This is a genomic window from Acidovorax sp. SRB_24, assembly GCF_012931925.1.
Genome location: NZ_MWOM01000050.1, coordinates 19,979 through 32,268, shown reverse-complemented (window position 1 = coordinate 32,268; position 12,290 = coordinate 19,979). Strand labels below are relative to the sequence as shown.

The following is a 12,290-nucleotide window of genomic DNA, read 5'->3' as shown; positions in this document are numbered from 1 at the left end:
CGCCGGGGCTGCGGGGACGGCGTTGGGCGCGACCGGGCGCGCCGGGGAGGGCTCTGGCTCTGGCGCGGGCGCACGGGCGGCCCGCTCGGCAGGGGCCGCGGCCGGGCTGGGCAGCCAGACCTGCACCCCCATTTCCTGCAGCATGGCGCGCTGGCGCGCATCGAGGGACAGGCTCATAGCGGGCGGCTCATGACAATGGCGTCCTCGCGCCCGCCGTCGGCGCAGGGGTAGTAGCGCTTGCGCTCGCCCACGCGGCGAAAGCCGTGGGCTTCATAGATCTTGCGCGCGCGTTCGTTGCCGGCGCGCACTTCGAGCCACAGCCACTGTGCGCCCAGGCCGCGCGCCCACAGCGCCAGCGCGTCCAGCAGCACGCGGGCCCAGCCCTGGCGCTGGAAGGCGGGCGCCACGGTGAGGTTCAGCAGGTGGGCCTCGTCCACGCCCTGCATCGCGACGAAGTAGCCCAGCAGCTGCTCGCCGCCCATCAGCAGCTGCACCTGGTAGCCGTTGGCCAGCGAGTCGATGAAGTTGCCGCGCGACCAAGGGTGGGAATAGGCCTGCTGCTCGACCGCCAAAAGCGCGTCCAGCCGGTCCAGCGTCAGCGGCTCTAGGCGCACCTCGGGGGTGCCGAACGGGGTGGGCAGGGCGCTCATGGCAGGGCAGGGGTGGTGAGGGCCGCCTGCGCGGCGCGTTCGGCCATGCGCTCGGCGGTGGTCTTGGCGACTTTGTCGCGGATGTAGCGCGGCAGGGCCTGGTCGGCGCTCAGGCCGCCGCCCGCCGCCAGCAGGCCCGGCGCCAGGCGCAGCAGGGCCGTGGCGGTGGGCAGCGCGTGCACGTGGGGCGCGAACGGCGCCAGGCGCTCGCCATAGGCGGCCAGGGCATTGCCGGCCACGGTCCAGCCAGCGGGGACCTGCACGGCCTCGGGTGCGCACAGGCCGAAGTCGCCGTCGCCCCGCCAGGCACCGGCCCGCCACTGGTAGCGCGCCACATAGACCTCGTCCATGCGCGCGTCCAGCACGGCCACCACCTGGGTGCAGCCGTGCTGCTGGCGCGCCTCCTCGGCCACGGCGGCCAGGGTGTCGACGGGCAGCACCGCCGTACCGCGCCCGCCGCCGGCGCCAAAAGCCAGGCCCTGGGCCACCGCGCAGGCCGTGCGCAGCCCGGTGAACGAGCCCGGGCCGCGCCCGAAGGTGATGGCATCGAGCGCGGCAAAGTCCAGGCCCGCCTCGGCCAGCAGGCGGCGCATGGCCGGGATCAGCGTGGCCGAGGCCTGGGCGCCGCCGGGCCCGGTGTGCTGCCACAGCGCGGCGCCGCGCGCCACGGCGATGGACAGGGTGTCGGTGCTGGTGTCGAAGGCAAGCAGGTTCATGGTGCGAAAGAGTCGGGGGCGGGCGGGGCCGGTGCCATGGCGCGGTGCGCCCAGCCCCGATTATCGGCGCTGGCCCAGGCGGCCGTGGCAGGCCCCGTAAACTGGCGCCATGTTGCCGCGTCTGTCCGTTTTCTGTGCACTGGCCGTGTCCTGGTGCGTGGCCGCTGCCGCGCCAGCGCCCTTGCCGCCCGGGGTCGACGCCGCGCTGGCGCGCGCCCAGGTGCCGCGCGACGCCATCTCGGTGCTCGTCGCCCCGGCCGAGGGCGGCGCCGCACCGCGCCTGGCGCACCGCGCGCAGGTGCCCATGAACCCGGCCTCGGTCATGAAGCTGGTCACCACCTTTGCCGGGCTGGACCTGCTGGGGCCGGCCTATGTGTGGAACACGCCGGTCTATGTGGACGGCGTGGTGCAGGGCGGCCGCCTGCGCGGCAACGTCTATCTCCGGGGCCAGGGCGACCCCAAGCTGGTCCTGGAGCGCCTGTGGCTGCTGCTGCGGCGCTTGCAGGGCCAGGGCATCCAGGCCATCGAGGGCGACATCGTGCTCGACCGCTCGGCCTTCGCGGTGCCGGCGCACGACCCGGCGCAGTTCGACGGCGAGCCGCTGCGGCCCTACAACGCCGCGCCCGATGCGCTGTTGATCAATTACAAGTCGGTGGTGATGGGGTTCGTGCCCGATGCGCTCGCCGGCCAGGCGCGCGTGCAGTTCGATCCGCCGCTGGCCGGCGTGCAGCTGCAGGCCGCGCTGCCGCTGGCGGCGCCGGGCGCGGCCTGTGGCGACTGGCGCGCCGGCCTGCGCGCCGAACTGTCCGACCCCGCGCGCATGGGCTTTGCCGGCGTCTATCCGGCCGCCTGTGGCGCGCGCAGCTGGGCCGTGGCCTATGCCGACCCGCGTGCCCATGCGGCGCGTGCCGTGGAGGGCCTGTGGCGCGAACTCGGCGGCCAGCTCACCGGCACGGTGCGCGAGGGCCCGGTGCCGGCGGGCCTGCAGCCCGCCTTCAGCGCCACTTCGCCGGCGCTGGCCGAGGTGGTGCGCGACATCAACAAATACAGCAACAACGTCATGGCGCAGCAGCTGTTCCTGACGCTGGCCCTGCACAAGAATGGCGTGGCGACCCCCGAGGGGGCGCGCGATGCGCTGCGCCAGTGGTGGCGCGGCCGCTTTGGCGACGCCGATCCGCCCGTGGTCGACAACGGCGCCGGCCTGAGCCGGGAGGCGCGCATCAGCGCCCAGGCCCTGGCGCGCATGCTGCAGGCCGCCTGGGCCGCGCCGGTGATGCCTGAGCTGCTGTCCTCCCTGCCCATCGCGGGCATGGACGGCACGCTGCGCCGCAGCCAGAGCCGCGCGGTGGGCAGCGCCCACCTCAAGACCGGCAGCCTGCGCGATGTGGCCGCCGTGGCCGGCTATGTGCATGCCGCCAGCGGCCGCCGCTATGTGCTGGTGGCCCTGGTCAACCACGCCAACGCACCGGCGGCGCGCGCTGCCTTCGATGCCCTGATCGACTGGACGGCGCACGACCAGTAAGCGCCCTGGCCAGAACACAGTTTTGGTTTTTCCGCCACCGGGTAGTTTCCCGGTGTGTGCAGCCTCTGCACAGGTCTACGATTTTTGTCATAAATCGCACGGTCGTGCTTTTTGTAACCTGACGGAGAACGCCTTGACCCTGAAAAACCAAACTTCCTGGGCCGCGCTGGCTGCCGCCTGCCTGCTGGCTGCGTGCGGCGGAGGTGGCTCGGACACCACGCCCGCCGCCCCAGTCACGTCGGTCAAGGTCATGGGCGACAGCCTGGCCGACAGCGGCACCTTCGGCTACAAGTTCACGGTGCAGGGCACGGCGCCCACAGGCGCAGGCTCGACCCCGATCTGGCCCGAACGCGTGGCCACGAGCTATGGCCGGTCGCTGTGCGCGCGCTACAGCTTCACCGGCGCGGCGTTTTCTGCCAATGCGGGTTGCACCAACTACGCGGTGGGGGGAGGGCGCATCAACAACTTCACCGCCCCCACGTCGCCCGTGTCCATCGTCCAGCAGCTCAAGGATGCGGCGATGGCCGGCTACGGTGCCGGCGATCTGGTGCTGATCGACGGCGGCGGCAACGACGCCGCCGACCTGATCGGTGCCTACCTCAAGGCCCCGAGCGACGGCGGCGCAACCTACAAGACCGTGCTGGGCACGGTGCTCGACGCCGCCACGGTGAACGCCGCGCTGGCCGCGGGCCCCTCGGGCCTGGCCCAGGTCGGTGGCGCCTACATGAAAGCGCTGGCCGCGCAGTTTGCCGCCACCATCCAGGCCACTGTGCTCGACAAGGGCGCACCGCGCGTGGCCGTGCTGAACATGCCGGGCATCACCAAGACGCCGCGCTTCCAGATGGTCCTGGGTTCGATTGCCCAGGCCAATGGCGCCGCCGCCGCAGCGCAGGCTGCCGCGCTGTTTGACGGCTGGATCCAGGCCTTCAATACCCAGCTGGCCGCCAGCCTCGCGGGCGACCCGCGCGTCGCCGTGGTCGACTTCTACACCTCTTTCCTGGACCAGGCCAACCACCCGGCGCAGTACCAGCTCACCAACGTCACCACGCCGGCCTGCCCCATCACGGGCGTGGGCGGCGACGGTCTGCCCACCTACACCTTCCCCACCTGCACCGCCGCCGCGCTGTCGGCACAGACACCGCCTGCCGGCGCCACGGGCGGTGCGAACTGGTGGCAGAGCTACGGCTTTTCCGACAGCTTTCACCCCACGCCGTACGGCCACCAACTGATCGGCGACCTGGTGTCGCGTTCGCTGTCCCGCGCCGGCTGGTTGTAAGCCGATTGCCATCCCTTTCCAGGAGTTTTCCATGCCATATCTTTCCAAGGCAGGTGGGGCCCTTGCAGTGCTCGCGCTCTGCGCCAGTGCCAGCGCGCAGGTTGCCGGCACCCTCAGCGTGCGCGTGGGCGCCACCCGCATCGCGCCGCAGGTCAAGAGCGGCGACCTGAGCGCCCCGAGCTTTCCGGGCACCACGATCGACGTGCACTCGGCCAGCGCCCTGACCGGCGGCCTCAACTACATGCTGACCGACCACTGGGCGGTCGACCTGCCTCTGGGCGTGCCGTTCAAGCACGACTTCGTGGGCGATGGCGCCATCGCCGGCGTGGGCAAGCTGGGCGAAACCAAGGTGTATCCCGCCACCTTGTTCGCGCAATACCGCTTTGGCGAAGCCCAGGCCAGGTTCCGCCCCTACGTGGGCCTGGGCGTGACCTACAGCCGGTTCTTCAAGACACGCACCACTGCGGCGCTCAGCGGCCTCACGGGCGGCACGCCGGCCAACCCGACCACCGCCAGCATCGACAACAAGTGGGGGCTGACGCCGCAGGTGGGCTTTGTCTGGAACTTCAACGAGCGCTGGTTCGTGGACGCGGCCTACTACAAGAGCTTCCTCAAGACCACGACCCAGCTCTCGTCGGGCCAGTCGATCACCCTGAAGCTCAACCCGAACGTGTTTGCGCTGGGCATTGGCTACCGCTTTTGAGCCCGGCCACACAACAAAAAGCCGACCCGGTAGGTCGGCTTTTTTGTGGGCGCTGCCGGCTTACCAGCGCGCGTGCAGCCGGTCGTAGGCGTAGGTGCCGAACAGGCGGTGTGCGGCCGGCGTGGCGTAGACGCGGTCTGCGAAGACGTACTTGGAGTAGTCGCTCACGCCGGGCAGCAGCGTGCCGGGCGTGCACAGCGCCGAGTTCACCTGGCCCGCGCCAATGCCAATGCCGTTGCCTGCGTCCACCGAGGTGCAGACCGGGGTCACAGCGTCATTGAACGCATAGCTGCTGGGCGAGCTGGTCAGCAGGTTGAAGTAATAGGCGGCGTCCACATAGAGCACATTGGCGCCCAGGTTGACGATGCGCACCAGGAACGCCTCGTTGAACTTGCTGCTGGCCTGCGTGAGCAAATCGACCTGGCCGGTGGCCGCGGCCCAGGGCGAGCGGCCCAGGTTGTAGGCGCCCGTCACCACCACGTGCTTGGCACCGGCTTGGACCAGGCGCTCGGTTTGCGCGCCGAGCGCGCGGCCTGCGTCCTGCAGGTTGGCGAGCATCTGTGCCGGGGTCTGGGAGCCAGCCGCCACGGCCGCCATTTCCGCAATGACATCGGCCGTGCCCGCGCCGACCACGACCACGTCGGAGTCCTTGAAGCTGCCCGCGGCCAGGAATGCATCGATCTGCTCGACCACCGTGGGCGTGGCGGCGTTGCCGGCCGCGTCGGGTTTGGCCGCGACGCGGGCATTGCCCTGCGCGTAGCTGGATCCGCCCGCCGAGCGGGCCGTCAGCGCGATGCCGTAGGTCGCTGCCAACTGCTGCGTCCAGTTGTTGACCGCGCCGTCGTTGACCGTGTAGCGGGCACCGCCCACCTGTCCGACGTCGCTGAAACCATCGCCGAAAGCGACAAAGCGCTCGGGTTTGAGCGCCGATTCGATCGTGCTCGAACCGCACGCCACGAGCAGCGCCGCCGACGCACATGCGGCCGCCAGGACACCGCGGCGCAACCAATTAACTGCCATTGCATTCTCCAGAATTTGGACGGGTAGTTTAACGAGGCCGCGCCGCGCCTCAGGCGGCCGCGGCGCGCTGCAGCCGGTCGCGCACGCCTTCCCAGTCGGGCGACGCGGGCGGGGTCTCGATCCAGACCAGGCGCGCACCCTGGTCGTCAAAGCCGCGCAGCACGGCGAACAGCTGCTGCGCGGCGGCCTCGGCATCGCCCGGCATGCGCCGCAGCAGCACGCCGCTCGCGGCCGTGCGCAGCGGCGTGCGCGCGTACACCGCCAGGTGGGCGGCGTCGGCGCCGAGCACGTCGAGCCCGGCCTGCAGGGCCTGGGCGTCCATCAGCCGCACCTTGGCGTTCGGCGCGTAATGCGCCAAAAGCGTGCCAGAGGCCCGCGGGGTCTTCGCAGGCAGCTCCTCTTTCGAGAGCGGGCGCAGGCCGCAGGCGCTCTGAATCTGGTCGCGCGTGATGGCGCCGGGGCGCAGCAGCACCGGCACGCCGCGCGTGCAGTCGACGATGGTGCTTTCGATGCCCACGGCGCAGGCGCCGCCGTCGAGCACCAGCAGGTCGCTGCCGAGTTCGTCCTGCACATGCGCGGCCGTGGTCGGGCTGACGCGGCCAAAGCGGTTGGCGCTGGGCGCGGCCACGCCCCAGACGGGCGCGCCGCCCAGGGCCAGGTCGTCGGCCGCGCAGGCGCGCAGCACGGCCTGGGCCACCGGGTGCGAGGGGCAGCGCAGGCCCACGCTGTCCTGCCCGCCCGTGGCGGCCGTGGCCACGCCGGGGCGGCGCGGCAGGATGAGGGTCAGCGGGCCGGGCCAGAAGGCGTCGACCAGCGCCTGGGCGAAGGCCGGCACCTCGCTGGCGAAGTGGGCGATGCCCGCCGCGTCGGCCACGTGCACGATCAGCGGGTGGTCGCTGGGCCGGCCCTTGGCGGCAAAGATCTGCGCGACGGCGGCGTCGCTGCCGGCGTCGGCGGCCAGGCCGTAGACGGTTTCGGTCGGCAGGCCGAGCAGCGCGCCGCGGCGCAGCGCGCGCGCCGCAGCGGCAATGGAAGCAGGAAGCTGGCCGTCGAGGATCATCGCGGGGCCTTCAGAACGCCGGCAGGCCGAGCAGCTCTGCGGCCTGCAGCGCCGTGGCGCGTGCTGCGGCGGCCGTCGGTGCGGTGATGTTAAGGTGGCCCATCTTGCGGCCGCGCTTGGCGTCGTGCTTGCCATACAGGTGCAGGTGCGTGCCGGGCAGCGCCAGGATCTGGTCCCACGGCGGCGTGCGCGCCGCCGCGCCGTGGGCAAACCACAGGTCGCCGAGCAGGTTCAGCATGACGGCGGCGCTGTGCTGGCGCGGCTGCGTCAGCGGCAGGCCAGCCAGCGTGCGCACCTGCAGCTCGAACTGCGAGACATCGCAGGCGTTCTGGCTGTAGTGGCCGCTGTTGTGCGGGCGCGGCGCGATCTCATTGACCACCAGGCGGCCGTCCTCCAGCACGAAGAACTCCACGCACAGCACGCCCACGTACTGCAGGCCGTTTGCTATCGATATTGCAGCTTCCACCGCTTGTGCCGCAAGCGTTTGGGGCAGATTTGACTCATACACTTCGGTCACGGCCAGGATGCCGTCGCGGTGCAGGTTGCGCTGCACCGGCAGGTGCACCACCATGCCGTCGGCACCGCGCGCCACGATCACCGAGCATTCGAGCGCCAGCGGCAGCATTTTTTCGAGCACGCAGGGCACGCGGTCGACCGCCTCCCAGGCAGCGGCCAGCTCGGCGGCCGTGGCCACGCGCGCCTGGCCTTTGCCGTCGTAGCCCATGCGCGCAGTTTTCAGAATGCCCGGCAGCAGATCGGCCGGCACGGCCGCCAGTTGCGCGGCGGTTTCGATCACGGCATAGGGCGCGCACGGCACGCCGCAGCGCACGAAGTGGGCCTTTTCCTGCGCGCGGTCCTGCGCCACGGCCACGGCGCTGGCGGCCGGGGCCACCGGGCGCTGCGCCGCCAGGGCGGCCAGTGCGGCGGCCGGCACGTTCTCGAATTCGGTGGTGATGGCGTCGCTCAGGCGCGCGAGCTCGGCCAGGCCGGCGGCATCTTCATAGCCGGCCTGGATGTGGTGGTGGCTCACCAGGCCGGCCGGGCTGGCGGGGTCGGCGTCGAGCACGGCCGTGAAATAGCCCATGGCCTGCGCCGCGTGCACGAACATGCGCCCGAGCTGGCCGCCGCCGAGCACGCCCAGCGTGGCGCCGGGCAGAAGAGGACGTGGCGCCGGCGTCATGGCGCGGCGGGCGGCAGGGCCATGCCGCGTGCGATCTCGGTCTGCGCAGCGCGGAAAGCGTTCAGGCGCTGGCGCAGCTCGGGGTCTTCATTGGCCAGCAGCGCCACGGCGAACAGCGCCGCGTTGGCCGCGCCGGCGCTGCCGATGGCGAACGTGGCCACCGGCACGCCCTTGGGCATCTGCACGATGCTGTAGAGCGAGTCCAGGCCCTGCAGGTGGCGGCTGGCCACCGGCACGCCGAGCACCGGGACCGGGGTCTTGGCGGCGATCATGCCCGGCAGGTGGGCGGCGCCGCCCGCGCCGGCGATGATGGCCTTGAGGCCGCGCGCGGCCGCGCCTTCGGCGTAGGCGAACATGTCGTCGGGCATGCGGTGCGCCGAAACCACCCGCGCCTCGTGCGGAATGCCAAAGTGCTGGAGAATCTCTACTGCGTGCTGCATGGTGTCCCAGTCGCTGCTGGAACCCATGACCACACCGATCTGGATGGGTGTCATAGTGTGTGGAGTGCGGTGCGCCGTGCTGGCCGCTCCCGCAGAGTGTGAACCCGCGATTTTACTTTTAGCCATCCACCCTTCCACTGCCAGGAAATTTGAGCCCCATGATTGATGTCACCGTAGAGAATTTTGAAGCCGAGGTGATTGCCGCCTCCATGGAGGTGCCCGTGTTGGTGGACTTCTGGGCGCCCTGGTGCGGCCCGTGCAAGTCGCTCGGTCCCGTCCTCGAAAAGCTCGAAACCGAATACGCGGGCCGCTTCAAACTCGCCAAGATCGATTCGGACCAGGAGCAGCAACTCGCCGGCATGTTCGGCATTCGCAGCATCCCGACCTGCGTGCTGCTGATGGGCGGCCAGCCCGTGGACGGCTTCACCGGCGCGCAAACCGAGGGCCAGGTGCGCGCCTTCCTCGACAAGCATGTGCCCAGCGCCGAGGAGGCCCTGGCCGAAGTCGAGGAAGATCTGGCGCAGGACGCGCTGGCCGAGGGCGACACCGACACCGCCCTCGAAAAACTGCAGCACGCCGTCGCCACCGACCCGGCCAATGACGATGCGCGCTTCGACTACGTCAAGCTGCTGCTGCAGCTGGGCCGCGAGGACGACGCCAAGGTGGCGTTCGCCCCCGTCATCGCCAAGGCCGCCGCCTCGCGCCGCCTGGGCGCGCTCAAGGCCTGGATGGATGCTCTTGATTTTGTAGCTGTCAGCGCAAGCGGGGCGGGTGCAGAGGCCGAATTCGATGCAAAGATTGCCGCCAACAAGCGCGATTTCGACGCGCGCTTTGGCCGGGCCCGCTGGCTCATGGCCCAGCAGCGCTGGACCGATGCGATGGACGAGCTGCTCGACATCCTGATGCGCGACAAGGCCTGGAGCGACGAGCTGGCGCGCAAGACCTACGTGGCCATCCTCGAAATCATCGAGCCGCCCAAGGTCAAGGTGGCCGACGGCCAGATTCCGCCCGAAGACCCGGTCGTGGCCAGCTACCGCCGCCGGCTCAGCTCCGTCGTGCTGAGCTGAAGACCGGCCGGCCCGGCCACTGGTCCCCCATTGAAAAAGGCCCGTGCGGGCCTTTTCTTTTGGGGGCCGCCGGCCAGGGCCGCAGCGGCCCGGCCACCGCAGCGCTTGGCTCAGGCCGTCAGGCGCTCCAGCGCTTCGCGGTATTTGGCGGCGGTCTTGTCGACCACGTCGCTGGGCAGGCGGGGCGCGGGCGCCGTCTTGTTCCAGGGCTTGCCGCCCACCTGCGCCTGCTCGAGCCAGTCGCGCACGAACTGCTTGTCGTAGCTGGGCGGGTTCTCGCCCTTGGCCAGTGCCTCGGCATAGCCTTCCACGGGCCAGTAGCGCGAGCTGTCGGGCGTGAGCACCTCGTCCATCAGTACCAGCGTGCCGTCGGGCGCGAGGCCGAACTCGAACTTGGTGTCGGCAATGATCATGCCCTTGGTGAGGGCGATCTGGGCCGCCGCTTCGTAGATGGCGATGCTCAGGTCGCGGATGCGCGTGGCGAGTGGGAGCCCGATCATTTCCACCGTGCGCTCGAAGGTGATGTTCTCGTCGTGCTCGCCCGCCGCGGCCTTGGCGGCCGGCGTGTAGATGGGGTGGGGCAGCTGGGCGGCATTGCTCAGGCCGGCGGGCAGCGGCACGCCGCAGACCGATTGCGATGCCTGGTATTCCTGCCAGCCGCTGCCGGCCAGGTAGCCGCGCACCACGGCCTCGACCGGAATGGGCTGCAGGCGCTGCACCAGCATCGAGCGGCCGCGCACCTGCGCCACCTCTTCGGGGCCCACGACGCTCTCGGGGGCGTCGCCGGTCAGGTGGTTCGGGCAGAGGTGGCCGAGCTTGTCGAACCAGAACAGCGCCATCTGCGTGAGCAGCTCGCCCTTGCCGGGGATCGGCTCGCCCATGATCACGTCGAACGCCGAGAGGCGGTCGCTGGCCACCATCAGGATGCGGTCGTTGCCCACGGCGTAGTTGTCGCGCACCTTGCCGCGTGCCAGCAGCGGCAGCGAAGTCAGGGTCGAGGTGTGCAGGGCAGGGGGGCTGGACTGGGTCATGGTGTGGTGAAACGTTGCAATCGGGGCGCACTGCGCTGTGGGCGGCGGGTGGGGGCCGGAATCCGGCGGCCCGTGCCAATCGGCCATTTTAAGCCGCCGGGCGCCGTGCCCTGCCGGCCAGATGCCCTGTGTTCCTCGTGGGCGGGTGGCGCGGCGAGAAAGGGGAGCTTGATCCAGTTGATGCGCGAAATCGGGCTCCAGCGCTTATGGGGTAAGCGCTTGTAGCTATGGATTCAGGAGCGTTCGGCGGCGCCGGGTGCGGCGCCGCCGCGCCTGGGCGATCAATCGGGATGGATCTTCGCGCGGGCAATCACCTTTTTCCAGCGCGCCTGCTCGGCGGCAATGAAGGCGCCGTACTGGGCGGGCGAGTCGCCCACGGGCTGGGCGGTGTCGCCGCGCAGGCGCTCGGTGGCCAGCGGGTTGCGCATAGCCTTGCCACAGGCCTCGGCGATCTTGTCGATGGCCGCTTGCGACATGCTGGCGGGCGCGTTCAGGCCGTACCACTGCGTCATTTCAAAGCCGGGGAAGCCGCTTTCGGCCACCGTGGGCACGTCGGGCAGTTGCGGCAGGCGCTCCTTGGTGCCGGTGGCGATGCAGCGCAGCTTGCCCGACTTGATGTGCGCCAGGATCGCGGGTGCGCCCACGGCGGCGGCGTCCAGGCGGCCGGCCAGCAGATCGGTCAGCTGCGGGCCGGTGCCGCGGTAGGGCACGTGCAGCACAAAGGTGTTGGTCGCCATCTTCAGGTACTCGAACGCCAGGTGGCCGGCGCTGCCGTTGCCGGCCGAGCCGTAGTTGAGCTGGCCCGGCTTGGCCCGCGCCAGCGCGATGAACTCCTGGAGGTTCTTGGCCGGCACGTTGGCGTTCACCACATACAGGCTGGGCACCTTGGCCAGCAGCGAGATCGGCTGGAAGTCGCGGTTGGTGTCAAACGGCAGCTTGTCGTAGATGAACGGGTTCACCGCCATGGTGCCGATGTGGCCCAGGATGAGGGTGTGGCCGTCGGTGCTGGCGGCGCATTCCTGCATGGCGATGTTGCCGCCCGCGCCAGGCTTGTTGTCGACAAACACGCTCTGGCCCAGCGTCTTGGTCAGCTCGGAAGCTGCCGAGCGCGCCACGATCTCCGAACTGCCCCCCGGTGCAAACGGCACGATCAGGCGCACCGATTTGGTGGGCCATGCGCTTTGCGCATGCGCGTTGCCGAGCAGCAAGCTGGGAAAGGCCGATGCGGCGGCGAGCGCACCACCGGCTTGGAGGGCGCGGCGGCGGTTCGGGGGGAAGGTCATGGAGCAGCTCCGGAAAGTCAAAGATGCGCATGCTAAAGCAGTGGACTGCTTCCGCCACAGAGGGTTTCCATGTGGGCGTGCGCCGTGCGGGCCCCCGCTTGCACCGAACCCAGGTCGCAAAGGCCGGTGGGGCCTGGGGCCTGGCAGAGATGCCGCCGAGGGCAACCGGTTGATTTTGCCCCCTTTCAAGAGACGGCGGCATACCCTACTGCGTGACAGCGGTATGACATTGCTTTCGGGCAGGGGCGGGGGCATAGTGAATCCACGACAACGGGTGCAGCCCAGTTCTCGCAAGGCCGCTTTTTGGAAGCCCAGGCGGCGTCTCTCTCACCGTGAGCCAAG

12 protein-coding genes are annotated in these 12,290 nt (G+C 70.4%); 4 read left to right on the top strand and 8 right to left on the bottom strand.

Translation table 11 applies throughout. The features are described 5' to 3' along the window. Positions 1-173: 173 nt before the first annotated feature. A complete protein-coding gene (gene rimI / locus B2J89_RS15585) occupies positions 174-650 on the bottom strand; it encodes a ribosomal protein S18-alanine N-acetyltransferase (protein WP_169169959.1) in 477 nt (158 codons plus the stop codon). Beyond that, the gene (gene tsaB / locus B2J89_RS15580; RefSeq protein ID WP_169169958.1) at positions 647-1,366 is read right to left on the bottom strand and encodes a tRNA (adenosine(37)-N6)-threonylcarbamoyltransferase complex dimerization subunit type 1 TsaB; all 720 of its coding nucleotides are present in this window, start codon (positions 1,364-1,366) and stop codon (positions 647-649) included. The genes rimI and tsaB overlap by 4 nt, the downstream gene beginning before the upstream one ends. A 109-nt stretch (positions 1,367-1,475) precedes the next feature. Between tsaB and dacB the strand changes: the two genes are divergently transcribed. The 3 genes from dacB (at position 1,476) to B2J89_RS15565 (ending at position 4,867) form a co-directional block, all read left to right on the top strand. After that, positions 1,476-2,888 (top strand): D-alanyl-D-alanine carboxypeptidase/D-alanyl-D-alanine-endopeptidase, encoded by a 1,413-nt coding sequence (gene dacB / locus B2J89_RS15575; protein ID WP_169169957.1) that lies wholly within the window; start codon positions 1,476-1,478, stop codon positions 2,886-2,888. 133 nt (positions 2,889-3,021) lie between these two features. Beyond that, on the top strand, positions 3,022-4,164 hold the full coding sequence (locus B2J89_RS15570) for an SGNH/GDSL hydrolase family protein (protein ID WP_371809082.1): 1,143 nt from the start codon (positions 3,022-3,024) through the stop codon (positions 4,162-4,164). Positions 4,165-4,195: 31 nt separating this feature from the next. Continuing rightward, the gene (locus B2J89_RS15565) at positions 4,196-4,867 is read left to right on the top strand and encodes an OmpW family protein (protein WP_169169956.1); all 672 of its coding nucleotides are present in this window, start codon (positions 4,196-4,198) and stop codon (positions 4,865-4,867) included. A 60-nt stretch (positions 4,868-4,927) separates the two neighbouring features. Here the strand turns inward: B2J89_RS15565 and B2J89_RS15560 are convergent, their stop codons facing one another. The 4 genes from B2J89_RS15560 to purE are packed head-to-tail and all read right to left on the bottom strand — an operon-like array spanning position 4,928 to position 8,621. Further along, positions 4,928-5,887, bottom strand: a complete 960-nt coding sequence (locus B2J89_RS15560) for an SGNH/GDSL hydrolase family protein (RefSeq protein ID WP_169169955.1) — start codon at positions 5,885-5,887, stop codon at positions 4,928-4,930. Between the two features lie 49 nt (positions 5,888-5,936). Further along, positions 5,937-6,947: an L-threonylcarbamoyladenylate synthase gene (locus tag B2J89_RS15555; RefSeq protein WP_169169954.1), complete on the bottom strand. Its 1,011-nt coding sequence runs from the start codon at positions 6,945-6,947 to the stop codon at positions 5,937-5,939. Positions 6,948-6,957: 10 nt separating this feature from the next. Continuing rightward, positions 6,958-8,127, bottom strand: a complete 1,170-nt coding sequence (locus B2J89_RS15550; protein ID WP_169169953.1) for a 5-(carboxyamino)imidazole ribonucleotide synthase — start codon at positions 8,125-8,127, stop codon at positions 6,958-6,960. Beyond that, positions 8,124-8,621: a 5-(carboxyamino)imidazole ribonucleotide mutase gene (gene purE / locus B2J89_RS15545; RefSeq protein WP_169169952.1), complete on the bottom strand. Its 498-nt coding sequence runs from the start codon at positions 8,619-8,621 to the stop codon at positions 8,124-8,126. The genes B2J89_RS15550 and purE overlap by 4 nt, the downstream gene beginning before the upstream one ends. 104 nt (positions 8,622-8,725) lie before the next feature. Between purE and trxA the strand changes: the two genes are divergently transcribed. Further along, positions 8,726-9,634, top strand: coding sequence for a thioredoxin (gene trxA / locus B2J89_RS15540; protein WP_169169951.1), 909 nt, complete (start codon positions 8,726-8,728; stop codon positions 9,632-9,634). A 110-nt stretch (positions 9,635-9,744) separates the two neighbouring features. On the opposite strand, the gene B2J89_RS15535 is transcribed toward trxA, so the two are convergent. Both B2J89_RS15535 and B2J89_RS15530 read right to left on the bottom strand, forming a co-directional pair. Next, positions 9,745-10,665, bottom strand: a complete 921-nt coding sequence (locus tag B2J89_RS15535; RefSeq protein ID WP_169169950.1) for a phosphoribosylaminoimidazolesuccinocarboxamide synthase — start codon at positions 10,663-10,665, stop codon at positions 9,745-9,747. 281 nt (positions 10,666-10,946) lie between these two features. Continuing rightward, a complete protein-coding gene (locus tag B2J89_RS15530) occupies positions 10,947-11,948 on the bottom strand; it encodes a tripartite tricarboxylate transporter substrate binding protein (protein ID WP_169169949.1) in 1,002 nt (333 codons plus the stop codon). Between the last annotated feature and the right edge of the window lie 342 nt (positions 11,949-12,290).

What these genes read in the sequence shown, in the direction of transcription:
- rimI (WP_169169959.1), bottom strand. Translation starts at nt 650, where the DNA reads ATGAGCGCCCTGCCCACCCCGTTCGGCACCCCCGAGGTGCGCCTAGAG.
- tsaB (WP_169169958.1), bottom strand. Translation starts at nt 1,366, where the DNA reads ATGAACCTGCTTGCCTTCGACACCAGCACCGACACCCTGTCCATCGCC.
- dacB (WP_169169957.1), top strand. Translation starts at nt 1,476, where the DNA reads ATGTTGCCGCGTCTGTCCGTTTTCTGTGCACTGGCCGTGTCCTGGTGC.
- B2J89_RS15565 (WP_169169956.1), top strand. Translation starts at nt 4,196, where the DNA reads ATGCCATATCTTTCCAAGGCAGGTGGGGCCCTTGCAGTGCTCGCGCTC.
- B2J89_RS15560 (WP_169169955.1), bottom strand. Translation starts at nt 5,887, where the DNA reads ATGGCAGTTAATTGGTTGCGCCGCGGTGTCCTGGCGGCCGCATGTGCG.
- B2J89_RS15555 (WP_169169954.1), bottom strand. Translation starts at nt 6,947, where the DNA reads ATGATCCTCGACGGCCAGCTTCCTGCTTCCATTGCCGCTGCGGCGCGC.
- B2J89_RS15550 (WP_169169953.1), bottom strand. Translation starts at nt 8,127, where the DNA reads ATGACGCCGGCGCCACGTCCTCTTCTGCCCGGCGCCACGCTGGGCGTG.
- purE (WP_169169952.1), bottom strand. Translation starts at nt 8,621, where the DNA reads ATGACACCCATCCAGATCGGTGTGGTCATGGGTTCCAGCAGCGACTGG.
- trxA (WP_169169951.1), top strand. Translation starts at nt 8,726, where the DNA reads ATGATTGATGTCACCGTAGAGAATTTTGAAGCCGAGGTGATTGCCGCC.
- B2J89_RS15535 (WP_169169950.1), bottom strand. Translation starts at nt 10,665, where the DNA reads ATGACCCAGTCCAGCCCCCCTGCCCTGCACACCTCGACCCTGACTTCG.
- B2J89_RS15530 (WP_169169949.1), bottom strand. Translation starts at nt 11,948, where the DNA reads ATGACCTTCCCCCCGAACCGCCGCCGCGCCCTCCAAGCCGGTGGTGCG.